Annotated in this window: 18 protein-coding genes and 2 pseudogenes; 8 read left to right on the top strand and 12 right to left on the bottom strand. The window is 74.7% G+C overall.

Annotation, left to right across the window (positions count from 1 at the left end):
* Positions 1–44 precede the first annotated feature (44 nt).
* The 8 genes and pseudogenes from ACIQFU_RS33030 to ACIQFU_RS32995 form a co-directional block, all read right to left on the bottom strand.
* Positions 45–2,561, bottom strand: coding sequence for an FtsX-like permease family protein (locus tag ACIQFU_RS33030; protein WP_402556532.1), 2,517 nt, complete (start codon positions 2,559–2,561; stop codon positions 45–47).
* Entirely contained in the window at positions 2,558–3,421 is an 864-nt protein-coding gene (locus ACIQFU_RS33025; protein WP_402556530.1) for an ABC transporter ATP-binding protein, read from the bottom strand. The genes ACIQFU_RS33030 and ACIQFU_RS33025 overlap by 4 nt, the downstream gene beginning before the upstream one ends.
* 134 nt (positions 3,422–3,555) lie before the next feature.
* Positions 3,556–4,263: a response regulator gene (locus ACIQFU_RS33020; RefSeq protein ID WP_402556529.1), complete on the bottom strand. Its 708-nt coding sequence runs from the start codon at positions 4,261–4,263 to the stop codon at positions 3,556–3,558.
* Entirely contained in the window at positions 4,260–5,501 is a 1,242-nt protein-coding gene (locus tag ACIQFU_RS33015) for a sensor histidine kinase (RefSeq protein WP_402556527.1), read from the bottom strand. Before ACIQFU_RS33015 ends, ACIQFU_RS33020 begins: the two co-directional genes overlap by 4 nt.
* 529 nt (positions 5,502–6,030) lie before the next feature.
* A complete protein-coding gene (locus ACIQFU_RS33010) occupies positions 6,031–6,393 on the bottom strand; it encodes a hypothetical protein (protein WP_402556526.1) in 363 nt (120 codons plus the stop codon).
* 76 nt (positions 6,394–6,469) lie between these two features.
* A pseudogene (locus tag ACIQFU_RS33005) lies at positions 6,470–8,534 on the bottom strand (TerD family protein).
* Between the two features lie 235 nt (positions 8,535–8,769).
* A complete protein-coding gene (locus ACIQFU_RS33000) occupies positions 8,770–9,795 on the bottom strand; it encodes a hemolysin family protein (RefSeq protein ID WP_402556525.1) in 1,026 nt (341 codons plus the stop codon).
* Positions 9,792–11,168 (bottom strand): hemolysin family protein, encoded by a 1,377-nt coding sequence (locus ACIQFU_RS32995; RefSeq protein WP_402556523.1) that lies wholly within the window; start codon positions 11,166–11,168, stop codon positions 9,792–9,794. Before ACIQFU_RS32995 ends, ACIQFU_RS33000 begins: the two co-directional genes overlap by 4 nt.
* Positions 11,169–11,477: 309 nt before the next feature.
* Between ACIQFU_RS32995 and ACIQFU_RS32990 the strand changes: the two genes are divergently transcribed.
* The 3 genes from ACIQFU_RS32990 (at position 11,478) to ACIQFU_RS32980 (ending at position 13,396) form a co-directional block, all read left to right on the top strand.
* Positions 11,478–12,503 (top strand): sporulation protein, encoded by a 1,026-nt coding sequence (locus ACIQFU_RS32990; protein ID WP_402556605.1) that lies wholly within the window; start codon positions 11,478–11,480, stop codon positions 12,501–12,503.
* Between the two features lie 102 nt (positions 12,504–12,605).
* Positions 12,606–13,061 (top strand): tellurite resistance TerB family protein, encoded by a 456-nt coding sequence (locus ACIQFU_RS32985; protein WP_153178834.1) that lies wholly within the window; start codon positions 12,606–12,608, stop codon positions 13,059–13,061.
* A 104-nt stretch (positions 13,062–13,165) separates the two neighbouring features.
* Positions 13,166–13,396 carry a twin-arginine translocase TatA/TatE family subunit gene (locus ACIQFU_RS32980; protein ID WP_402556520.1) on the top strand — a complete coding sequence of 77 codons (231 nt, stop codon included), beginning with the start codon at positions 13,166–13,168 and terminating at the stop codon, positions 13,394–13,396.
* 24 nt (positions 13,397–13,420) lie between these two features.
* On the opposite strand, the pseudogene ACIQFU_RS32975 reads toward ACIQFU_RS32980, so the two are convergent.
* The 3 genes and pseudogenes from ACIQFU_RS32975 to ACIQFU_RS32965 form a co-directional block, all read right to left on the bottom strand.
* A pseudogene (locus ACIQFU_RS32975) lies at positions 13,421–13,624 on the bottom strand (penicillin-binding protein); the annotation flags it as partial.
* 95 nt (positions 13,625–13,719) lie between these two features.
* A complete protein-coding gene (locus ACIQFU_RS32970) occupies positions 13,720–14,784 on the bottom strand; it encodes an alpha/beta hydrolase family esterase (protein ID WP_402556519.1) in 1,065 nt (354 codons plus the stop codon).
* A gap of 342 nt (positions 14,785–15,126) precedes the next feature.
* The gene (locus ACIQFU_RS32965; RefSeq protein WP_402556517.1) at positions 15,127–16,758 is read right to left on the bottom strand and encodes a right-handed parallel beta-helix repeat-containing protein; all 1,632 of its coding nucleotides are present in this window, start codon (positions 16,756–16,758) and stop codon (positions 15,127–15,129) included.
* A 158-nt stretch (positions 16,759–16,916) separates the two neighbouring features.
* On the opposite strand from ACIQFU_RS32965, the gene ACIQFU_RS32960 reads away from it, so the two are divergent.
* The 5 genes from ACIQFU_RS32960 to ACIQFU_RS32940 all read left to right on the top strand — a co-directional run bounded on the left by ACIQFU_RS32960 (position 16,917) and on the right by ACIQFU_RS32940 (position 22,396).
* Entirely contained in the window at positions 16,917–17,288 is a 372-nt protein-coding gene (locus ACIQFU_RS32960; protein WP_402556515.1) for a DUF6479 family protein, read from the top strand.
* A gap of 263 nt (positions 17,289–17,551) precedes the next feature.
* Positions 17,552–18,628, top strand: coding sequence for a M24 family metallopeptidase (locus tag ACIQFU_RS32955; RefSeq protein WP_402556603.1), 1,077 nt, complete (start codon positions 17,552–17,554; stop codon positions 18,626–18,628).
* Positions 18,629–18,714: 86 nt separating this feature from the next.
* Positions 18,715–19,695 (top strand): nucleoside hydrolase, encoded by a 981-nt coding sequence (locus ACIQFU_RS32950; RefSeq protein WP_402556513.1) that lies wholly within the window; start codon positions 18,715–18,717, stop codon positions 19,693–19,695.
* A 112-nt stretch (positions 19,696–19,807) separates the two neighbouring features.
* Entirely contained in the window at positions 19,808–21,478 is a 1,671-nt protein-coding gene (locus tag ACIQFU_RS32945; RefSeq protein ID WP_402556511.1) for a glycoside hydrolase family 13 protein, read from the top strand.
* A 129-nt stretch (positions 21,479–21,607) separates the two neighbouring features.
* A complete protein-coding gene (locus ACIQFU_RS32940) occupies positions 21,608–22,396 on the top strand; it encodes a hypothetical protein (RefSeq protein WP_402556510.1) in 789 nt (262 codons plus the stop codon).
* Between the two features lie 26 nt (positions 22,397–22,422).
* Here ACIQFU_RS32940 and ACIQFU_RS32935 read toward each other — a convergent pair whose 3' ends face one another.
* A complete protein-coding gene (locus ACIQFU_RS32935) occupies positions 22,423–23,772 on the bottom strand; it encodes a helix-turn-helix domain-containing protein (protein ID WP_402556508.1) in 1,350 nt (449 codons plus the stop codon).
* Positions 23,773–24,152 lie beyond the last annotated feature (380 nt).

The raw sequence follows: 24,152 nt of genomic DNA, 5'->3' as shown, positions 1-24,152 counted from the left end.
CCGGGGTCCGGCGGCCCCGCGGGGGCCTCGTGGGCGGCCGGGGCTCATGCCCCCCGGTCGCGCAGTGCCGCACGGGCCGGGAGGGTTGCGGCGGCGAGGGCGAGGGCCGCCGCCGTGGCGGCGAAGGCGGCGTACAGCAGCGGGGGGACGTGCGGGGGTTCGCCGGTCAGGCCGCGCATCATCGGGGTCAGCGTGATCATGGCGATGGCGGTGCCCAGGGCCACGCCCGCCGCCGACACCAGCAGGCTCTCCCAGCCCAGCATGCGCAGCACCTGGCGCCGTGTGGAGCCGACGAGGCGGAGCGTGTCGAGTTCGCGGCGGCGGTCCAGGACCGTCATCACCAGGGTGTTGACCGCGGCGACGGCGGCGAAGCCGCCCAGGACGGCGGCCATCGTGTAGTTGGCCCAGGCGCCGAACTCGCGGTCCACGTTCCGCGCGAGGGCGTACCCCGAGGCGTCGGTGACCTCGCCGAGCGCGCCGAGCGGCTCGGCCCGGCCGCCGCCGACCAGCAGCGTGTCGGCGAAGGCGGAGGTGACGTGGCCGTCCAGGGACGCGCGGTCCATGGTCACCGCGGGCAGGCCGAGGCCGCGGCCGTACACCGCGACGATCTCGGGGGACGCCTTCGTGCCGTCGGGGAGGTAGAGCGACAGCCTGTCGCCGAGCCCGGTCTTCGTGGCGGTGGCGAGGGTCCTGTCGACGGCGACGCGGCCCGGCCCCACCCGGTCCAGGCTGCCCTCGCGCACGTCCAGGTCCTGCACCTTCGCGAGCTGCGCGCCGGACCCCGAGATGCCCTGCGTCGCCGTCGCCTGCAGCGACGTCTCGCCGCCGCCCCGGACGGGCACCAGCACCTGCGTGTCCAGCAGGCTCACGGCGGCGTCGACGCCGGGCACGCGGGCGGCCCGGTCGGCGGCGTCGGCGGGCAGGCCCGCCGGGTCGGTGACGACGTGGTCCGCCGTGATGCCGTCGCGGAGCTGCTCCGAGGCGACGTGGCTCTCGCTGGTGTGCATGAAGACGAGCGTCGAGGCGAAGGCCATGGCCAGCACGATCGGGGTGATCGCGGAGGCCAGGCGGCGGGCGTTCGTACGGGAGTTGGCGGCGGCCAGCGACGCGGACGCGCCACCGCCGCGCAGCAGCAGGCCGAAGAGCGCCGCGCACAGCCGGGCGATGAGCGGGCCGAGCAGGGCGACGGCCAGCATGAAGAGCATGACGACGCCGAGGGAGGCGTCCGCCGCGTCGGAACCGGCGGCGGAGGCCGCCACTCCGGCGAGCACCGAGCCGCCGCCGACCGCGGCGACACCGAGGACGGTACGGACGACGCCCGGCCGCAGCCGCTCCACCGACGCTTCGGCGAGCGCCTGACCCGGCTTGATCCTCGCGGGCCTGCGCCCGGCCGCCCACCCGGCGCCGAGCGCCGTGAGCAGCCCGAGACCGACGGCGGCCAGCAGCGGCAACCCCGAGACGTGCAGATCGACCGCCTCAGGGACGGCCCCGCGGTCCTGCATCTGCCCGAACCACCAGTGCGCGAGCCCGATGCCCGGCAGGCAGCCGAGCAGCCCGGCGAGCGGGGCGACGAGCAGCGCCTCGGCGGCGACGGCCCGCCGGACCTGCCGGGGCGTGGCGCCGACGGCCCGCAGCAGCGCGAACTCGCGGGTGCGCTGGCCGACGGAGAGGGCGACCGTGCCGGCCGCGGTGAAGACCGCGACCAGCGTGGCGACCCCGCCGAAGGAGCCGCCGACCGCCAACAGCGTCTCCTTGGCGTACGCCAGCCCGTGGTCCTCGACCTCGGCGCGGTCGTCGCCGGTGAGCACCTGCGCGCCGGAGCCGGTGAGGGCCTTGGCGACGGCGGCGGCGAGGGCGTCCGTGCCGACGCCGTCCTCCGGCATGACGGCGACGGCGTCGGCCTTGCCGGGGTGCCCGGCCAGCACGGACGCCTCGGCGTCGGCGAACCAGGCCGTGGCCCCGCCGCCCGCCCCTTCGCCCGCGGTGTCCCCGGCACCGGCCTCGGCCAGCCCGGACACCCGGAAGCCGGCCCGCCCGTCGGCCGTCTCCAGTACGACGGTGTCGCCGACGCCGGCCCGCGCGGCACGGGCCGCGGCGGCGTCGAGGACGACCTCGCCCGCGTGCGGCGCGGCGCCCCGGGACAGTCCGGTGCCGGTGAAGACGTGCGAGCCCCAGCCGTGCCCGGTGAGCGCGCCGGAGGCGGAGGCGTCCCGGTGCACCGGGAAGGTGAAGTCCGGTACGGCGGTGGCGGCGCCCGGCGCCACGGCGGCCTTCGCCGCGAGCCCCGCGTCCACGCGGGCGGTGTCGGGCAGCGGGTACTCGGTCTCCTCGGGGCCGTCGACCGTGTCGGCGACGACCCGCGCGGACTGGTCGGCCGCCGCGACGACCGGCGCGTTCGCGTACCGCTCCGCCGGCACGGAGGCGCGGATGCCGGTCTCCAGCAGGACGCCGCAGGCCGCGACGACCAGCGCCGACATCATCAGCGCGACGAACGTCCCCACGAACGAGGCCGGCTTGAACCGGACGGCCGAGCGGGCGAGGCCGTTGGGCTTGAGGCTCATGCCGCCACCCCCGCCCCGGCGCCGGCCCCGGCAGTCGCCCGCGTACGACCGGTGAGCGCGGCCATCCGCGCCGCGATCCGCTCCGCGGAGCCCCGTTCGAGGTGGTCGGCGAAGGCGCCGTCGGCGAGGAAGAGCACGCGGTCGGCCCAGGCGGCGGCGGCCGGGTCGTGGGTGACCATGACGACGGTGGCGCCGAGGGTGTCCACCGCGTGCCGCAGCAGCCCGAGGACCTCGGCGGCGGTTCCGGTGTCGAGGGCGCCGGTGGGCTCGTCCGCGAAGATCACGTCGGGGGCGGTGACCAGGGCGCGGGCGACGGCCACCCGCTGCTGCTGGCCGCCGGACAGCTCGCCGGGCCGGCGCCGCGCCTTGTCGGCGAGCCCGACCTGCGCGAGCACCGTCGCCGCCCGGCCGCGGTCCTGGCGCTGTCCGGCCAGGCGCATGGGCAGCAGGACGTTCTGCTCCACGGTCAGCGAGGGCAGCAGGTTGAAGGCCTGGAAGACGAAACCGAGGCGGCTGCGGCGCAGCTCGGTGAGCGCGTTCTCGCTCATGCCGGTGATCTCCGTACCGCCGAGCCGCACCGATCCCGCCGACGGCCGGTCGAGCCCGGCGGCGCACTGCAGGAAGGTGGACTTGCCCGACCCGGACGGCCCCATGACGGCGGTGAAAGTGCCGCGCGGGAGCGCGAGGTCGATGCCCGCGAGCGCGTGCACGGCGCCGGCGCCGCGGCCGTACCGCCGCCGCACCCCGCGCAGTTCGACGGCGAGACCGGGCGTGCCGGCGGTGGCGGCCGGGCCCTCGGGACGGTGCTCCGCCCCCGGCCGGTCGCCGGCCTTCTGCCGCTTGCCCCTGCGTAGCCTCATGGTCCCGTCTCCTCATCCGTACGTCGTGCGTCTCGTGACGGGTTGAAGAGTGCGGGTCGGGCCGCACGCCGGGCGTCATACCCGGGAGCCAATGTGGGACTGATACCCCGGTAGGGGGTGTGGCGGGGGCCGGGCTACTCCCCCGGGGCCACGAGCCCCGACTCGTACGCGAAGACCACCGCCTGGGCGCGGTCGCGCAGGTCGAGCTTGGTGAGGACCCGGCTCACGTGCGTCTTCACCGTCTGCTCGGCCAGCACCAGTGCCTGGGCGATCTCCGAGTTGGACCGGCCGCGCGCCACGAGGGTGAGGACCTCGGTCTCGCGTTCCGTCAGGCCCTTGAGCCGCAGTGCGGGCTTGCCCCGTGCCACGGGCCGCTGCCGGGCGAAGTCCGCGATGAGACGGCGCGTCACGGACGGGGCGAGCAGCGCGTCGCCCGAGGCCACGACCCGTACGGCGGCGATGAGGTCGGCGGGCGGCGCGTCCTTCAGCAGGAAACCGCTCGCGCCCGCCCGCAGCGCCTCGTAGACGTAGTCGTCGACGTCGAACGTGGTGAGCATCAGGACCCGCGGCCGGTGCTCCCGCACTGCCTGAACGGCGTGGGAGGTGCCCCCACCCCCGGGCGGCGGCGCGAGCAGCCGGCGCGTGGCCTCCAGGCCGTCCATCTCGGGCATCCGCACGTCCATCAGCACGACGTCCGGATGCGTACGCCGGCTCAGCTCGACGCCCCGCGCACCGTCGGGGGCCTCGCCCACCACGTCGATGTCGCTCTGGGCGGCCAGCAGCGCGGCGAAGCCGGCCCGCACCATGGCCTGGTCGTCGACGATGATGACGCGCGTCGTCACGTGAAGTCCTCTTCGCTCAGGGGAAGTTGGGCGGCGACCCGGAAGCCGCCGCCCGGCAGCGGACCCACGTCGAGGGTGCCGCCGACGAGCCGCACCCGCTCGCGCATGCCGACCAGGCCGTGCCCGGTGCCGCCCACTTCGAGCGGTCCGGCGGGCGGCTCGGGCGGCGGGTCGTTGACGACGAGGACGGTGAGCCGGGCCCCGCCCCCGCCGTCCGCGGGCTCCGCCACCGACAGCGACACGTGCGTGCGGGCACCCGGCGCGTGCCGTACGACGTTCGCGAGGGCCTCCTGGACGATCCGGTACGCCGAGAGCCCCACCGCCTCGGGCACCTCGGCCTCGCAGGGGGTGAAGTCCACCGGCCCGCCCGCCCTCGACGTGGCCTCCACCAGCTGCCCGATCTGCGGGAGGCCCGGCTGGGGCGCGAGCTCGCCCCGCGTCTCCTCGTTGCGCAGGACGCCGAGGAGGCGCCGCATCTCGCCGAGCGACTCCCGGGCGGTCGACGCGATGGACGTGAACTCCTCCCGCACGTGGGGCGGCAGCGCCGCGAGGCGGTACTCCGCGGTGTCCGCCTGCACCGTGATGACGGACATGTGGTGCGCCACCACGTCGTGCAGCTCGCGCGCGATGCGGGCGCGCTCCTCCAGCAGGGTCCGCCGGCCCCGCTCGGCCTCGCTGATCGTCTCCTGCTCGGCCAGCCTGCGCTGCACCTCGTACCGCTCCCGCAGCGCCCCGCTCAGCAGGAGCGCGACACCCCCGAGGATGGTGAACAGCAGTCCCCTGGCACCGGCGCCGTGGGGTGCGGCGAATACCAGGCCGACGTTGGCGCCCGCCGTCGCCAGCCACACCAGGACCAGCGTCCGGCGCCGCTCGCGCAGGCCGAGCGCGAGACAGAGGGCGATGTACCCGACGAGCTCCATCGGCGGGAACGGCCACAGGAGCCGCTCCTCGAAGTCGACGGTGAGCAGGGCGAGCGCTCCCGCCACGTCCGCGGCGAAGACCACGTACCAGGCCTGCAGCGGGCGTACGACGGCGAGCAGCAGCGGTACCGCCTGCGCGACGGCCAGCGCGCAGGCGACGCCGTCGTTCAGCCCGTAGTCGCGGGTGAGGACCACGATGGTGGTCGGCAGCAGCGCGACGCACAGCACGAACGCCACGGCCCACGGCAGCGCCCGCACCCACCACCGCGAAGCCCCCGCGAGCAGCGCGCGCGGGCGCTCCTCCTCCACTGAGGTCATGGGCACCAGACTAGGTGTCCGGCGACTCCTCGCCGTCACCCCGGAGAGCCAGACCGCGGTGATACCCCGGTAGGGGGGTGGGGAGCGGTTCCAGGAGCGGCCGGGCTCCGGGGACGGACTCTGGACGCCGCCGCCGTCCACTCCCGCAGCAGCGCCAACCGCTGCTCCCCGGTGGGGTCGACGTCCTCGAGAGCTCGTACTCGTCCGGGGTGTGGATGCCCCCGGGGACGGCGGACGGGGCGCTCGCCTCGACGGTGCCGTCCCCCTCGGTCCCCACGCGCACCGTGAAGAGCAGTGGGCGTTCGCCGTCGCCCGTGATCAGCACGAGTACCGGGTCGAACGCCATGGACGCCGGCCGCCGCCGGCCGGACCGCACGGCCACGTCCCGCACGTCCGGTCCCCGCACCTCGCCCCACCCCAGGACCGGCCGCCCTGCTCCTGCCCCCGACGGTGCGGGTGTCGTTGTCGTGTCGCCGTCGTGTCGCCGTCGTGGCAGAAGACGAACGTGATCACGCGCGGGTTCCCCGGGTCAGATCCGCCGGTCGGTGACGTGGAACTGCATCCACTCGACGCCCGGAACGGCGAAGCGGGACCCGGTGTTCGCCGAGGCGACCCCGTCGAACTCACCGTCCGTTCCCGGGGGCCCCAGCGACCAGGGCGTCGCGATCCGCCACGCGCTCCGAAGGACCGCGAGAAGCGCGGCCTCCGGGCCGTCCGCATCGAGGGGCGAGGTCAGACGCAGTTCGGCGAGCTCGGGGAACTTCCGGTACCGCTCGTAGGTCTCGATCCGGATGTCCCTGTCCAGCCCGGCCGCGACCCGGCCCACCACGCGCTCGGCCGCGCGCCGGTCATTGGCCCGTACGTGGCAGCGCCACTGGATCGTCTCGAACATGCGGCAAGCATCCCGCACGGGGACGGGCCACGGAGCCCCGGCCGTGCCGCCGGGGCTCCTGGGCCCGCCTCGGACCTCAGGTCGCGGCGGCGCGTTCCACGGAGGACGCCGTGCGCGGCGCCGACCGGTCCAGGGGGGCGACGACGGTGCCGTGGAACCGGTGCACGGCGTCGTCGACGCTGCGGATGAAGCCCGACTCGGTCTTGCCGCGGGAGTTGCCCATGCCCTTGAAGAGGGAGAGCCGGAATCCGGTGATCTGGGCGCCGTTCTTCGGCAGCATGTCCCCGGGCTCCGGACGCAGCCGCTCCAGAGTGCCCCGCGGTCCGCCCGCCTCCCCCTCGACCAGCGTCTCGACGTGCAGGTCGGCCGGTGCCTCGGCCAGCCACCTGATGAGGCGCTTGGCCCAGGTCAGGGGGTAGCCCTGGTCGGGGGCCGGGATGTCGAAGGACGTGCGCAGCTTGCCGGTGCGCAGGTCCGCGGTGATCGCCAGGACGCCCTGGGTGCCCTCGATGCGCAGTTCGGCGTGCAGCTTGCCGTCCCCGCACAGGCGGTCGGCCATCTCCATCCGACGGGCCCCGGGGTCGGCTCCGCGCTTGGCGCGCCGGACGGGGAGCACCTTGTGCCCGAGCTCGCCGCCGAGTCCCAGGCAGACCTGCCTGATGAGGCGCTCCCAGCTCTCGACCACCTCCAGCAGGCGCGGATCGCCCTGGCACAGGGTCTCCTCGTCGATGCCCCGGCGTACGGGCACCCAGGCCGCGCCCATGTTCTGGAAGCCGTGGCAGCCGGAGTTCTCGTGCTGGAGGTAGTGGAGGAGCTCCTGGAGCAGCCAGGCGTGGGCGCCGTTGCCGACGCCCTCGTGGCGCAGCAGCATCTGTGCCTGGTGGGCCACCTCGGCCCAGGACAGGTGCCAGAGGGCCACCTTGTGCTTGCGCCGGCCGTCGGTCTTGACCTCGACGAGCGGGCTGCCCTCCAGCGCGACGTCGTTGGACAGCGTGATGACGGCCTCGTAGCCGCGCCGCGCGGCGATGTCCGCGTACGCCTGCACCTGTTCGGGCCTGAGCGCGTTGCCGTTGGTCTTGGTCTCGACCAGCGCCGTCCACAGCTTGCCGGCCCGTTCCACCCGGATCACGCCGTCGGGGCGGCGCGGGGTGTCGCCGTGCGGCAGCGAGACCTCGGTGAAGGTCTCCATACGGCCCGACGGAGCACCGAAAGCGGCGGTGAGCCTCCTGCCGAACTCCGGTACCTGCGCCATCACCGACAGCAGCACCGAGGTGGCGCGGGTCTCGCGGTCCCGGTCGCTCTTGAGCGCGGACACCGGGAAGAGCCTCGCCTCCCGCCAGGAGTCGTTCTCCGCGAGCGGCTTCTTCACCACCTTGGGCAGCGTGACCTTCTTCTTGGCCGTACGGGGACGTGTGCCGGGCTTCTTCGGGGGTGCCGCGTCCTCCTCGGACCGGCGGGGAGCGGGGACGGCCTCCAGCGTCGCCGGCGGTGCCGGTGCGGTGTGCGGCTCGTGCGGGATCCGCGGTTCCGTCTTGTCGTCCGGCTGCTCGTCCGGCGGCTCCTCCGCCGACGGCTCCTCGTCCGCACTGGACGCGTCGTCCTCGATGTCGACGCCGAAGTCCGTCGCCAGACCGGCGAGGCCGTCGTCGTATCCCTGGCCGACGGCCCGGAACTTCCACTCCTCGCCGCGGCGGTACAACTCGCCGAAGATGAAGGCGCTCACCGACCCGGCGTCGTCGATGGCGAACCTCAGCAGGCCCTCGCCGGTTCCGTCGGCCAGGGTCACCCGAAGGTCGTCCAGCTCTCCGAACCGGGCTCCCTCGTACCGGCTCGCCGCGACGACCACCCGCTCGACATCCGGCGCAACCGCCGTCAGGTCGAAGACGATGCGGTCCTCGCTGCCCTCCCCCCGAGGGAGCCTTGCCCAGCAGCTGCACACTGCCGTCGGCGGCGACGGGATTGTTGTAGAAGTAGAAGTCGGCGTCGGTGCGCACCTTCCCGTGACCGCCCAGCAGCAGGACGGACACGTCCGCGTCGCCCTCGCCGGTCGGGCTTGACCAGCCCAGACTGACGATCACGGAGCCGACGCTGTCGCTCAGGGCCGCCAGGGCGATGTTGGACCCCTTGACCATTTCGTGCATGGAACCCCCCAGACACTTGCTTTCGAGCCCGGACGGGCTCCCCTCGCCCGTCCGCCATGACGCGTTGTGTGACACACGGCACAATCAACGCACGGCGGCACTCTAATGCGTGGTGGGGGCAATCGGGGGGCCGAGCGCACAAGGGGCCCGGTTCGGAGCACCGCGACGCGGCCGGCCGAGGGGCGGCCGGCCGCGTCAGGTCGGGGCGGCGTGGGGTGGGGTGGGGCGGCTCGGGTTACGACGCCACCGGTGTCGTCGGCCCCACCAGTTCCGTCAGGACGTCCTCCATCGTCACGAAGCCCAGGACCGCGCCCGTCTCGCCGGTGACCGCGGCGAGGTGGCTGTCCTCGGTGCGCAGGGCGGTGAGGGTGTCGTCCAGGGGGGTGTCGATGCGGACCCGGGTGACGCGGTGCAGGGCCGCGCGCGGGAAGGGGCTCTCGCGGTCGGTCAGACCCAGGGTGTCCTTGATGTGCAGGTAGCCGAGGACGGTGCCGCCGGGGCCGGTGACCGGGAAGCGGGAGTAGCCCGCGCCGGCGGCCACGCGCTCCAGCTCGGCCGGGGTGACCGTGTGCGGGACCGTGCGCATCTTCTGGACCGGGACCAGGATCTCGCCGACCGGGCGGGTGCCCAGCTCCAGCGCGTCGCGCAGGCGCTCGCCGTCGGCCGGGGCGAGCAGTCCGGCCTCGCTGGCGTCGACCACCATGCGGGCCAGCTGGTCGTCGGTGAAGACGGCCCCGACCTCGTCCTTCGGCTCCACCCGCAGCAGCTTGAGGAGCGTGTTGGCGAAGGCGTTGATGCCGAACACGACCGGCTTCAGGGCACGGGTGAGGGCGACCAGCGGCGGGCCGAGGAGCAGCGCGGTGGTCGCCGGGGCGGCCAGCGCGATGTTCTTCGGGATCATCTCGCCGATCAGCATGTGCAGGTACGTCGCCAGGGTCAGGGCGATGGCGAAGGCGACCGGGTGGACCAGCGCGTGCGGCATGTGGACCGCCTCGAACACCGGCTCCATCAGGTGCGCGATGGCCGGCTCCGCGACCGCGCCGAGCACCAGGGAGGAGACGGTGATGCCGAGCTGGGCCGTGGCCATCATCTGGGAGATGTGCTGCAGGCCCCACAGGGTCATCCGGGCGCGCTTGTCGCCCGTCTTCGCGCGTGGCTCGATCTGGCTGCGGCGCACGGAGATCATGGCGAACTCGGCGCCCACGAAGAACGCGTTGGTCAGCAGCGTCAGCGCCCCGACGAAGAGCTGTACGACGGTCATCGGGCCGGCTCCCGCTCCGCGTGCGCCGACTGCTCGGACCGCTCCGGCTCCCGGTGGTCCGCCGCCGGTCCGGCCGCGGGGGCGGTGACGCGGAGGCGGTCGGCGCGGTGGTGGTCGACGTCGAGGACGTCGATGCGCCAGCCGTCCAGGGCGACCACGTCGCCCTTGGCCGGGATGCGCGTCAGGTGGGTGGCGACCAGGCCGGCCAGGGTCTCGTACGGCCCGTCCGGCGCGGTCAGGCCGATGCGCTCCAGGTGGTCGAGGCGCAGCGAGCCGTCGGCCTCCCAGGCCGCGCGGCCGTCCGCGCCGGCGGGGGCGGGCAGCAGGTCCGGTGTCTCGACCGGGTCGTGCTCGTCGCGCACCTCTCCGACGACCTCCTCGACGATGTCCTCGACGGTCGCCACGCCCGCCGTGCCGCCGTACTCGTCGATGACGACGGCCATGGTGCGGGCGCGGCGCATGCGCTCCAGGAGGCGGTCGGCGGGCAGGCTGTCCGGGACCAGGAGGGGCGCGGTGGCCAGGTCGGTGACGGGGGTGGCCCGGCGCCGGTCCGGCTCCAGGGCCAGCACGTCGCGGATGTGGACCGTGCCGACGACCTCGTCCAGGCTGTCCCGGTAGACCGGGAAGCGGGACAGGCCGGTGGCGTGCGAGAGGTTGGCGGCGTCGGCGGCGGTGGCGTGGGCCTCCAGGGCCTTGACGTCCACGCGCGGGGTCATGACGTTCTCCGCGGTCAGCTCGCTCAGGTGGAGCGTACGCACGAACAGCTCGGCCGAGTCCGCCTCCAGGGCGCCCTCCGCGGCCGAGTGCTGGGCGAGGGCGACCAGTTCCTCGGCGCTGCGGGCGGACGCCAGTTCCTCGGCCGGTTCCAGGCCGAAGCGGCGCACGACACGGTTGGCCGTGCCGTTCAGGTGCCGGATGAAGGGGCCGAAGGCGGTGGTGAAGCCGCGCTGCGGGCCCGCGACCACCTTGGCGACGGCCAGCGGGCGGGAGATCGCCCAGTTCTTCGGGACGAGCTCGCCGACGACCATCAGGACGACGGTGGAGACGATCACGCCGAGCAGGGTCGCCACCGTGGAGGCGGCGCCGCCCAGGCCGACCGCCGTCAGCGGGCCGCGCAGCAGCACGGCGATGGACGGCTCGGCCAGCATGCCGATGACCAGCGAGGTCACGGTGATGCCGAGCTGCGCGCCGGACAGCTGGAGGGTCAGGGAGCGTACGGCCTTCAGGGCGCCGTCGGCGCCGCGCTCACCGGACTCGGCGGCCCGCTCCAGGTCACCGCGCTCGACGGTGGTCAGGGAGAACTCGGCCGCGACGAAGACCGCGCAGGCGAGGGTGAGCAGGAGGGCCAGCAGGAGCAGCAGGACCTCGGTCACCGTGCCACCCCGCTTCCCTCACGCACGTACGGGGAAACTGGCGGGCCGGCCGTGGCACGGCCGGTACTGGGGGGCTCCATTACGGAACGGGACTCCTTAACGGGGTCGATGGGCGCCGGTGCCGGCCGGGCGCCCGAGGGTTCTCCCTCATGGTAAAGGACGAGCAAAAAGATCGGGAGTCCTGAGGCCCCTATGCTTCTACTCGCCTGTAGAGAACGACCGGAGGATTCCGGTTGTTCCCCCGGGTGTCAGGCACAGGAGTTACCGCACGATGCATCCCCGCACGAACGTGAAGGAGTGAACGCCTCGATGGTGTTCAAGCGGCTGCTCGGTTCCCTCGGCGTGGGCGGGCCCACGGTGGACACGGTCCTCGACCCGGGCGCCGCCCGGCCGGGAGGCACGCTGTCGGGCCGGGTCCACCTCGTCGGCGGCACCGCCGACCACGACGTCGAGCACGTCGCGCTGGAGCTGGTGGCCCGCGTGGAGACCGAGCACGAGGAGAGCGCCGGAGAGGGAGAAGCGGACGGGGAGGGCGTCGTCGTCTTCGGCCGGCACACCGTCCACGGCGCCTTCCGGCTCGCGGCGGGCGAGGAGACGAGCATCCCGTTCGCGGTGACGCTGCCCTGGGAGACCCCGGCCACCGAGCTGCACGGGCAGCCGCTGGGCATCGTGCTCGGGGTGCGCACCGAGCTGGCGGTGGCCGGCGCCCGGGACAAGGGCGACCTGGACCCGCTGACCGTGGCACCGCTTCCGGCCCAGGAGGCCGTCCTGGAGGCCCTCGGACAGCTCGGCTTCGGCTTCCGCTCCGCCGACCTGGAGTACGGCCGCATCGGCGGCACCGGGCAGCAGCTGCCCTTCTACCAGGAGATCGAGCTGACCCCGCCGCCGCGCTACGCCCACCAGGTCAACGAGATCGAGCTGACCTTCCTGGCCGTGCCCGGCGGCCTCGAAGTGGTGCTGGAGGCGGACAAGCGCGGCGGCCCGTTCTCCGACGGCCACGACGCGCTCAGCCGCTTCACCGTCCCGCACGAGGGCCCGTCCGGACCGCAGGACTGGAACACCCTGGTCGACGGCTGGATCCAGGAGCTGGTCGAGCACCGCGCGTCGTACGGCTCCCACGCGGTCTACGGCCACGAGTCCGGCTACGCCGGCCACGGGTCGGGCTACGCCGGTCACGAGCCGGCGCATTCGGGCGGCGGCCCCGGCGTCGGTGCCGCCGTCGTCGCGGGCGCGGTGGGGGTCGCCGGGGGGATGGTGGCGGCCGAAGTCGTCGACGAGGTGGGGGACTTCTTCGAGGACGACGCCGAGGACGGCGCCGAGGACGAGGAAGGCTGATAACTTCTACAGTGATGTAGAGAGTCGGGGTCGCCCCCGATTCGGACCCGATCCACCCCGATCACCCTTTTCCGTCCGACCGGCACGGAGTACGGAGTTCTCATGGCCCTGTGGGACCGCTTCAAGGAGTCCGCGTCGCAGATGCAGACGCAGCTCGTGGCGAAGAAGAACGACCTCAAGAGCGGTGCCTTCCGCGACGCGAGCATGGCGATGTGCGCGCTGGTCGCCGCGGCCGACGGCACCGTCGACCCCTCCGAGCGGCAGCGGGTCGCCCAGCTGATCTCCACCAACGAGGTGCTGCAGAACTTCCCCGCCGACGACCTGCGCCGCCGGTTCGAGGACAACCTGAACAAGCTCACCGCCGACTTCGCCTTCGGCAAGGTCGGCATCCTCCAGGAGATCGCCAAGGCGAAGAAGAAGCCCGCCGAGGCACGCGCCGTGGTGCAGATCGGCATCGTGATCGGCGGCGCCGACGGGGACTTCGACAAGGACGAGCGGGCCGTGGTCCGCGAGGCCTGCTACGCCCTCGACCTGCCGCCGCACGAGTTCGACCTCTGAAGCCCGGTCCCCGGGCCGCGGTGCCCGGCCCGGCGAGCTTGCCGTAGATTCCGTGTGCGGGCCCGTGCCGCGGGCCCGCACCGTACGTCCACCAGGGGAGCACCGTGTTCGGACTCAGCGAACTCGCGATCATTCTCATCGTCGTCGCGGTCGTCCTCGCCATCAAGAAACTCCCCGAGCTGACCCGCTCGGCGGGCAAGTCGGCCCGCATCCTCAAGTCCGAGGCCCGCGCGGCGAGGGACGCGGACGAGCCGGGGACACCGCGCGTCATCCAGGGCGAGACGGTCGAGCGCGAGGACCCCGGCACCGGCACCCAGGGCACGTCCCGGGCCTGACCCGCCGTCCGCCGGCGGGGGAGTTCAGGACGGGTCGTCCGGCACGGCCGACAGCAGGCTGTGCACGATCGGACCCGCCGAGCCGCCGCCCGTGACGCCCTCCTCGACGACCGCGGCGACGGCGACGTTGCCGCGGCGGGCGACGAGCCAGCCGTTGTCGTCCCGGTCGTCGGAGACCTCGGCGGTGCCGGTCTTGGCGCCCACCTGACCGGGCAGGTCGGCCAGGAGCGCGTGCAGGTCCGCGCGACCAGCGCCGGTGATCCATAGGACGACTGTTCGCTTTCCATGGTCCGCCGCCCCGGGCGTGGAAGGTCCTTGTCGGGTCAGCGGCCGGCATCGGGATCGGTGAGGAAGTCGAGGATCGTGCCGGTGGCGTCCAGGGCCTCGCTGACGGGGCCGAACCCCTCGGGCGGCGGGACGGTCGAGCCCGGCCAGGTGTGACCGGCGTCTTCGACGACGAGGAGCTGCACGGTGCCGCCGGGCCGCCGCCCGCCGCCCGCGGCACCGGCCTTGAGCTGCCACACCGTCCGGTCGTAGCCCTTCTCCTGCCGTGTGACCGGCCGGCCCGCGCCCCCGGCCGCCGCGAACGCCGCCGCGGTGTCCCGCGCCGACCGCGTCGCCAGGATCGGCTCCCCGGGGTCCGGCGGCGGGGAGGGGAGGCCGGCGAGGGGCCGTACGGGGTCGTCGGCGCCGTAGACGACCATGACGGGGACGGGCCCGGCGGGCTCCACCGCGGCTTCGCCCGTGGGCAGTTGGCCGGAGACCGAGGCCGCTCCCGCGAGCAGGCCGGGACGCTCGGCGGCCATGCGCAGGGCCATCGAGCCGCCGTTGGAGAACCCGGCGACGTAGACCCGCCCGGGGTCGGCCCGCTCGGTGCGGACCAGGTGCTCGACCAGCGCCTCGGTGAACCGCACGTCCAGGCCGGGGTCCGGTCGCTGCTTCGTCGCCCGCGTGCCCGCGCCCCAGCCGTGGCCGAGTCCCTCGGGGAAGGCGACGAGCATGCCGCGCGCGGTGGCCGCCTTGTCCAGCCGGGTCTTCGCCCGCAGCTCGGCGGCGTCGGCGCCGCGGCCGTGGAAGGCGACGACCAGGGGCCGTCGGCCGTCGGAGGCGGAGGCGGCGGGCCGGTGCAGGAGGTACCGGCGGATGTCGCCGTCCACGCGGAGCTGTTCGCGGGTTCCGGGTGCCGGGGTGGCCGTACCGGTGCCGCCTCCAATGCCTGACGGGATGCTCGCCGACGGTGTCGTGTCCGGGCGGCCGGCGCGGGACTCGGAGCCGGAGTCGGAGCCGGTGGCACAGCCGGCAAGGGGCAGAGCGAGGGCGAGGGCGAGCACGCCGGGCCACCGGCGCGCACGGAGTGCGAGGTCACGGATGACGAGATCACCAAACACGGGGCCACGGAAGGAGCGCATGGCCCGAGGAGAGCAATCCCGCCGAGCCCTTGTCCAAGACCGATATGGATGTCGGATCGAGCACTCACCGATATGACTACTGGTCGTGGACTTGGTACGGCACCTGGAGTGCTTTGCGGCTGTTGCAGAAGAGTCACACTTCACGTGCCGCCACCGGGGTACGGCGCACGCACCGCCCGCCCGCACCGCGGCGGTCTCCCGGCCGCGGACGCGGTGATCGGCACCGCGGCCCGGATCGCGGTGGACACCCTGCGGGCACCCTGACGCCCGCCTCCGCCGCCTCGGCCCGCGTCAGCCCGCCTCCGCCCGCCCCGGCACGCGTCACCCCGCGTTGTCGCGCCAGCGGCCGCCGCGCGGTGCCGAGTCGAAGCGGGTCGACGCCGAGGCGTTGCCGCCGAAGTCGTTGCCGGAGACCCGGCCGCCCGTCCAGGTGGCCTCGGGCGCGATCCACACGGCGTGGATCTGGGTGCGGGGGTGCCCGTCGTCGCGGACGCGGTTGCCCTGCACGTACGGGTGGGTCACGGCTGCGTCGGCGGTGAGGCCGGCGCGCGGGGCCGGGCAGTCCGGGAGGCGGTAGACGGTGCCGGGGCCCGGCGTGCCGTCGGGCCAGGCGGTGCCGGCACCCGGGCGCACGGGGGCGAGGCTCAGCCCGGTGGCGGTGTTGTCGACGACCACGGCGGTGGCCTCGGCCTGTGCGGGGCCGCCGCCGACCGTCAGCTCCTTGCCCCGGTGACCGCCGGGGAGCCAGTCCGCCCGCTCGTCGGTCAGGGACAGCGGCCCGCACCGGACGCCCTCGCCGCTTCCTCGCGTCCCCGGAGCGGCACGGCGGCCGTTGCCGCGGATCCGGTTGCCGGAGATCGCGGGCTCGTGCAGCGGGGCGTCGACGCGGATGCCGTCCAGCGCGTTGTCGTGGATGTCGTTGGACTCCAGGACGATGTCCGTGGCGGGCTCCTGGTCGCCGCCGGACAGGTTGTGCTCCCAGTAGCCGTACCGGCCGTTGTTGCCGACGCGGTTGCCGTGGAAGCCGTACGGGCCCGGGGTGTTGCCGAGCGCGATGCCGTCCCCCGGGTTGGCGTCGATCACGCAGCCGGTGACGATGCCGCCGCGCCCGCCGACGCTCGTCGTGCCCTGCGCGGACACGTCGAAGCCGGCGACGTGGTTGCCGAGCATGGTGCAGCCCGTGACGAGCAGGCCGTCGGCGCCCCAGTCGGAGATGCCGTAGCGGTTGTCCTCGGTGTGGCAGGCGGTGACGCGGATGCCGCGGGGCGGGGTCCAGTGGTCCTGCTGGAGTTCGAAGAAGATGCCGTTGGTGCCGTTGCCGTTGGCCGTGCAGTCCGTCACCGCCAGCCGTTCGACCGGCCCCCACCCGCCGACCCCGATCCCGATGCCCGCGCCGCCCATCTTCTCGCCGGGGTCCTGCCGCCCGCACCGCTCGGTCAGCACCCCCTCCACCACGGTGTCCTGGAGGAAGTCGCACCCGAAGCCGGTGGCGGCGGTGTCGTGGATGTACAGGTCGGTGAAGCGCCCGCGCAGCACGTACTGCAGGCCCAGGCCCTTGGCCAGGACCTCGTACTCCTCGGTCTCCACCCGCAGGCCGTCGATCTCGAAGTGGGCGAAGGTGACGTCGGCGATGTGGTGGTCGCGTCCCGCGCCGTGCTGCGCGGTGGTGAACCAGGCGAGCGGCACCGGCCGAGCCGGGGCGCCGGGGTTGGAGAGCTCGAAGCACGTGGCGCCGCGTCCGGCGCCGGCCAGGGAGACGCCGCTGCGCCAGAGCACCGGACGGTCCCGGATCGCGTACCGCCCGGCGGGGACCCGCACCGTGCGCGGCCGTCCGTCCGCGGCCGTGGCGTCGCCCAGCGCGTCCACCAGCTTCTGCAGGGCCGGCCGGTCGTCGGCGACACCGTCCCCGACCAGGCCGTACTCGTGGGCGTCGGCCGTCAACGGCGCGGTCATGGGGTGCTCCTTCCACCGGTGACGCGTCGGGGACGGAGGCCCGAGGCCGGCACCGCCCCGCGCCGTCCGGGTACCAGCACACGGCCCGTCCCAATCACGGGGAGAGTGCGCGGGACATATCAGGCGCTTTATATCATTTGGGGGTACATAATCAGAACATGAGTACGGGAACGCATGTACTGCTGGCCGCGCCCACGGGCGGGCTGAAAGTGTTCGTGGTCTTCGTGATCGGGCTGGTGATCGCCGGAGCGTTGGTCTGGGCCGTACGCACGGGCATGCGGGTCATGGACCGGGAGCCCCGCCGCCCCCGTGCCGACGAACAGCCGCACCTCCCGGACACCGGTCCCGTGCGCGAGGAGCGGGAGGTGCGGGAACCGGACGAGATCCCGCTGAACGAGGACGGGAGCCCGCGGCTCATGCCCTACCAGCTGCACCACTCGGGCAGCCGCCGCGGCGACGACCAGCAGCGGCGCCGCTGGTCGCCGGGGTCGAGCGGATCCTTCGGCAGCGGTGGGCCGGGGCACGTCTGAGTCACCCGTCCGGCGGTGCACCGGAGGGCGCGGCGGTGCCCTCCGGCCTTCACTGGAGGGGACCCGCGTGTCCGCGCGGAGGTGCCCCACCAGGTCCCTGGAGGCGACGACATGGCCGGTCCCGGAAGGCCCGCACGCGCCGCGCGCCGCCGTCGGCCGTGAACGACCCGCGCGGGGCGGGTGAGGTGCCGGTGACCGGCGAGACGCCCGTGCCGGGCGACGGCAGCCCCGCCGCCTTCACGGACGAGGTCTACGCGGCCCGCATGGAGCGCACCGCGTACGAGGCCGCCGCCCTCGGGCTCGCCGGGGTACTGGTCACCCCCGGCCCCGACCTGGTGTGGCTGTGCGGCTACCGGCCCACCGCCACCACCGAACGCCTCACCCTCCTCGTCCTCACCGCCAACTCCCAGCCCCGGCTGCTGGTACCGGCGGTCGACCGTCCGACCGCCGAGGCGGCACCCGGCGCGGGCACGGTACGCGTCTCCGACTGGTGGGAGGGCCAGGACGCCTACGCCGCCGCGGCCGGGCTGCTGCGTCCGCACGGCCGCTACGCCGTCTCCGACGGGACCTGGGCCCTGCACCTGCTCTGCCTCCAGAAGTCCCTGCCGCTCGCCACCTACCAGCCGCTGTCCCTCGTCCTGCCCATGCGGCGCGCGGTCAAGGACGAGCACGAGGTGGCCCGGCTGACGGCCGCGGCAGCGGCGGCGGACGCCGCCTACGAGGAGGTCCTCACCCTGCGCTTCGGCGGGCGCAGCGAGCGTGAGCTGGCCGCCGACCTGGCCGGACTGCTGCGCGGGCACGGCCGCAGCCGGGTCGACTTCACGGTGGTCGGCGCCGGACCCCACGGAGCCGACCCGCACCACCGGCCCGGCGACCGGGTCATCGGGGACGGCGACATGGTCGTCCTGGACTTCGGCGGCCTGCGGGACGGCTACGGGTTCGACACCGCCCGCACCGTCCACGTCGGGGCGCCGACGGACGAGGAGCGCCGGGTCCACGAGACCGTACGGGCGGCGCAGCGGGCGGCCTTCGGGGCGGTGCGGCCCGGGGTCTCGTGCCAGGAGGTCGACCGGGCGGCCCGCGCGGTCTTCGAGGAGGCCGGCCACGCCGGACACGGTGCGCTCCGCACCGGCCACGGTGTCGGCGTCACCACCCATGAGCCGCCCTACCTGGTGGAGGGCGAGGAGCAGCCGCTCGAACCCGGCATGTGCTTCTCCATCGAGCCCGGCATCCACCTCCCGGACCGTTTCGGCGTCCGTATCGAGGACGTCGTGACCTGCACGCAGGACGGTGGCCGCCGGCTCAACACCGCCTCGCACGACCTGGTGATCGTCCACTGAGGCCCCGCCCGCCCCGGGCCCCGGGGACCGTACCGGACCCGGGTAGGGTCACCGGCGCCCCGCCCGCACCGTAAGGAGTCCCCGCCGTGACGACCGCCTCCGACCAGCAGCTTCCCATCCCGGTGATCATCGACTGCGACACCGGCATCGACGACGCCCTGGCCCTGCTGCTGGCGGTCCGCCACCCGCGCCTCGACCTGCGCGCGGTCACCTGTGTCGCCGGGAACACGGACGTGGCGGGGGTGGTACGGAACACGCTGACCGTGCTGGAGCGGGCCGGTGCCCCCGAGGTCCCCGTCGCCCGGGGCGCCGAGCGGCCGTTGATCGAGGGCGTGCGCACCGCGCGGCACGTGCACGGGGCCGACGGCATGGGCGACCTCGGGCTGCCGGCCCCCACCCGGGCCCCCGCCGACGTGGACGCGGTGACGCTGCTGCGCCGGGAGATCCTCGCCTCCCCGCGTCCGGTCACGCTGATCCCCACCGCGCCGCTGACCAACATCGCGCTCCTGCTGCGCACCCACCCGGAGGTCACCGGCAACATCGAGCGGATCGTGTTCATGGGCGGCGCGGTGGCCGGCGGGAACGCGACGCCGGTCGCCGAGTTCAACGTGTGGCACGACCCGGAGGCCGCCGCGATCCTGCTCACGGCCGGGGTGCCGATCACGATGTACGGGCTGGACGTGTTCGAGCGGGTGATCGTGCCGGGTCCGGACGTGCGGCGGCTGCGCGCGAGCGCCGAGCCCGGCACCCGGCTCGCCGGTGAACTGCTCGCCCACCGCGGACCGGCCACCGACGCCTGCGACCCCGGCGGCGGGCTCGGCGACGCGGGCGCGGTCTGCGCGGTGATCGACCCGGAGGGCCTGACCACGCGGCGGCTGCCCGTCGAGGTCTCCCTCGCCCCCGGCCCCGCACGCGGCCAGACCCTGGTCGACCGCCGCCCGCGCGTCGGGGAGTCCGAACTGCACGACGGGCTGCGCGAACAGCCGCTGGTCGACGTGGCGTTGGACGTGGACGTGACCCGCTACGTCGAGCTGTACCTCGAAGCCGTCGAGCGCACGGAGGCGTAGCCACCGGCGCGTCGCGGGCGCACGGGTTCGCTTTTCGGGTGATCTGGACAGAAGTAACGGATCAGTTCGTCTCGCCCCACTACCGCGAACCACGTACCGCGAAGGAGGCCGCGTGAGCGCACGCAGCACCGCCGGCACACCCGACCTGTCGTCCAAGGACCCCAACTGGTGGCGGCAGGCCGTCATCTACCAGGTCTACCCCCGCAGCTTCGCCGACGCCGACGGCGACGGTCTCGGAGACCTGCGCGGCGTCACCCAGCGCCTGACCCACCTGGCCGCCCTCGGCGTCGACGCCCTGTGGCTGAGCCCCTTCTACCCCTCCGAACTCGCCGACGGCGGCTACGACGTCGACGACTACCGCGACGTCGACCCGCGCCTGGGCACGCTGGACGACTTCGACGCGATGGCCGCCGAGGCCCACCGGCTGGGCCTGAAGGTCGTCGTCGACCTGGTCCCCAACCACACCTCGCACCGCCACGCGTGGTTCCGGGAGGCGCTGAGGGCGGGCCCGGGGTCCGCGGCCCGCGACCGCTACGTCTTCCGGGACGGCCGGGGTGAGCACGGGGAACTGCCGCCCACCGACTGGCAGTCCGTCTTCGGCGGCAGCGCCTGGCGGCGGGTGCCCGACGGACAGTGGTACCTGCACCTCTTCGCGCCCCAGCAGCCCGACCTGAACTGGGAGAACGAGCAGGTCCGCGCCGACTTCCGCACCACGCTCAAGTTCTGGTGCGACCGGGGCGTCGACGGCTTCCGCGTCGACGTCGCACACGCGCTGGTCAAGGACCTGTCCGAGCCGCTGCGCGACCTCGGCGCCCCCGAGCTGAGCGGCGAGGCGGCCCTGTCGCGGTTCGCGCCGGGCACCCACCCCTTCTACGACCGCGACGACGTCCACGAGGTCTACCGGGACTGGCGCAAGATCCTCGACGCCTACACCCCGCCCCGCACGGCGGTCGCCGAGGCCTGGGTCCCGGGCGCCCGGCGCGTGCTGTACGCCCGCCCGGACGAACTCGGCCAGGCCTTCAACTTCGAGTACCTCCAGACCGGCTGGGACGCGGCCGAGCTGCGCGAGGTCATCACCGCCTCGCTGGCCGACGCGCGGGCCGCCGGCGCCTCGGCGACCTGGGTGCTCTCCAACCACGACGTCGTCCGGCACGCCACCCGCCTCGTGCTGCCGCCGGACACGGACACCGACGCCTGGCTGCTGTCCGGCGGCCACGCGCCCGCCGTCGACGCGGCGGCCGGACTGCGCCGGGCCCGCGCGGCGACGCTGCTGATGCTGGCGCTGCCCGGTTCGGCGTACCTCTACCAGGGCGAGGAGCTGGGGCTGCCCGAGGTGGCCGACCTGCCCACCGAGGTCCTCCAGGACCCGATCTGGGAGCAGACCGGGCACGTCCGCAAGGGCCGCGACGGCTGCCGGGTACCGCTGCCGTGGACGACGGACGGGCCGTCGTACGGCTTCGGGGCGGGCTCGGCGTGGCTGCCGCAGCCGCCGGGCTTCGCGGCGTACGCCGTCCAGGCCCAGGACGGGGTGGCGGGCTCGACGCTGGAGCTGTACCGCACGGCCCTGCGCCTGCGCCGCAAGCTGCTCGACGGCGAGGCGCTGACCTGGTCGGACGACGTCCCGGCGGGGGTGCTGCGGTTCGACCGCTCGGACGGCTGGCGCTGTGTCACCAACCTCTCCGGCGCCGCGGTCGACCTGCCGGCCGGCGAGGTCCTGCTGAGCAGCGCGCCGCTGGAGGACGGCCGGCTGGGCCCGGACACGACGGTGTGGCTGGGGCTGTAGCCGCCGGTCCGGCCCGGCGCCCTCACCCGGACGGCCGCGCACGCTGGTGGGGGGCCGGGGACGGTGGTGCCGTGGAGGGGTGACCGATCCTGAACGGCGCCGGTCGCACCGGCCCTCCAGGAGGCACCGATGCAGCACGCCCCCGCCGCCCGCCCGTTGCTCGGCGCCGCGCTGTCGGCGGTGCTCGCGCTGACGGCGACCGCCTGCGACACCGCCGGCGGGCGGGGCGCGGACCGGGCGGACGCAACCGCACCGCCGACCGCCCAGTCCCCGGCCGCGCTTCCGTCACCCGCCCTGCCGCCGGTGCTCACCCGGGGGCAGGCGCGGGCGGCCCTGATCACGGCGGCCGACCTGGGGGAGGCGTGGGGGCCGACGCGGGGCGCCGCGACCTGGCGGGACGAACTGCTCAAGGCCACCGCGGAACGCACCGGGCAGGCCGACTGCCGGCGCCTCCTCGACGTCCTCTACACCGAGGACCTCTTCGGCGGCGGCGCCGTCACCGCGCCCCGGGCCTCGGCCGCCCTGGACGACGCGGACGGCGGGGCGCAGCTGCACTACCGGATCACCTCGTACCGCGCCGCCGACCTCGACAGCACGCTGGGGTGGCTGGGGACGCTTCCGGACGTCTGCGGGCACTTCGAGGCGCGGGCCGCCGGACCCGACGGCACCCGCGAGGTCCGGGTCACCGCCCTGACGCCGCCGGAGTCGGGCGACGCCCGCCGGGGCCTGCGGGTGACGGTGAGCGGCGCCGACGAGGTGCTCACCGTGGACCTCGTCGCCGTCCGCGTCGGCGACGACGCGCTCAGCCTCACCAACGGCACCCTCGGCGAACCGGCCGACGACGCCACCCGGACGGCCGCCGAGGTGGGAACGGAGCGGCTGACGGAGGTCCGGCGCCAGTGCCGCGTCCAGGTCTGACGACAGGGCGGGGCACGCGGACCGGTCTACAGCGGCGGCTGTGCGGGTGCCGGCCCCAGCGTGGTCGTACCGGGCGCCGTGCGGTGCCCGAGACCGGTGCGATACGCGTCCAGGGCCGCCTCGACACGGCCGGTGCGACGCAACAGATCACCGAGAAGCCGGCACAGGTCCGCCAGATCACCGGCCGCACCGGCCCGCTCCAGCAGGCTCAGCGCACGGACGTAGTGCTCCTCGGCGGCCTCGGTGTCCCGGGCGTCCTCGGCGATGATGCCGAGCAGCCGGTGCGCGCCCGCGGAGTGCACGGCGCCGCGTTCGGAGGAGAGGTCGTCGAGGACGCCGTGCAGCAGCTCGGCGGCCTCCTCCGACTTGCCCCGCCGGTGCAGTACGTCGGCCAGCTCCACGGCGACCTGGCTGCTGTAGAGGGCGGCGCGGGTGGCCGACAGCATGCCCAGGGCCTCGCGCATCTCCTCCTCGGCGCGGGGGAGTTCGCCGTTCTGGGCGCAGACGTAGCCGCGCATCCAGTGGCAGTTGGCCAGCTCGGTGCGCAACTGCAGCGTGCGGTACAGCTCGGCCGCCTTGGCGAGCGAGGCGTCGGCGTCGGCGAGGCGGCCCTCGGCGAGCAGGGTGCGGGCGACGGAGCGGTGCATGCGGGCCACCAGGGCGGGGTCGCCGGCACTGGGCGCGAGGGAGAGGGCCAGCTCGGCGGCCTGGGCGGCGCGCGCGTGGGCGCCCATGTCCATGTACGGGCCGATCGCGCTGGCGTAGAGCAGCAGCAGCGCGTCGGGGTCGTGCAGCCCGCCGCGGTTCAGCTCGTCGAGGGTGGACTCCAGCAGGTAGACGGCGTACCGCAGTTCACCGGCGAGGTAGTGGGACAGGGCGCGTCCGCGGACGGCGGGGACGCGGGCGGGCAGCGGGGCGCCGGCGTCGGCGAGGCATCGCTCGGCCCGCTCGAAGTACTGGCGACCGGAAGCGAGTTCACCGGTCTCCACGGCGCACTCCCCGAGCCCGAGCAGCGCGGCGGCCCGCTCCTCGGCCAGCTCGTACGCCTCGGCCTCGGCGAGCAGCTCGGTGTACTGGCCGGCCGCCTGTTCGGCGCCCTCGGTGGCGAGGGTGCGCTGCGCCTCGGTGAGCCTGAGCCGCAGGTCGGTGGCGAGGCGGGCGGGGCGTCCGGTGGCCAGTTCCTCGTAACCGACGCCGAGCCGCTCGGCGAGGTGCCGCAGCGCCTCGTCGGAGGGGCGGACGCGGCCGGCCTCGAGGGTGGAGATGTAGGCGGGTGTGTAGGCCGGTTCCGCGAGCTGGCGCTGGGTCAGCCCGCGCTCGGCGCGCAGTCGCTGCACCCGGCGTCCGATGGCGTTTCGGTCGTCACGGTCCCCCACTGCCAACTCCCCATGAGGCTCTTGCCGTTCGGCTCGGACGGCTCTAGGTTAAACGGCGTATTAAGCGCGCTTAACCGTGCTTGACACAATCCCTCATCCCGCAGAGGACACCGTGCCCGTACGTACCCGCACCGCCGAACGTTACGCCAGAGCCCTCGCCGCCGCCGTCGCCGCCGTGGCCTGCCTGCTGCTGGCCGCGAACGCGGCCCCCGTGGACCCGGCGCCACACTCTTCCTCCCCGGTCCCGGCGTCCGGCACCGCCCCGGACGACCTGGCCGCCGTGACCCGCTAGGACGGCCCCCGCCGCCCGACGGCCACCGGGCCGGCTCCCCGGGGCAGGCTCGACCGGCACCGCGGGCCGCCACCCCGCTGCCCGTCGG

Source organism: Streptomyces sp. NPDC093065 (assembly GCF_044754585.1).
In the GTDB taxonomy this organism is placed as follows: domain Bacteria; phylum Actinomycetota; class Actinomycetes; order Streptomycetales; family Streptomycetaceae; genus Streptomyces.
This window is presented reverse-complemented; position numbering and strand designations above follow the sequence as displayed.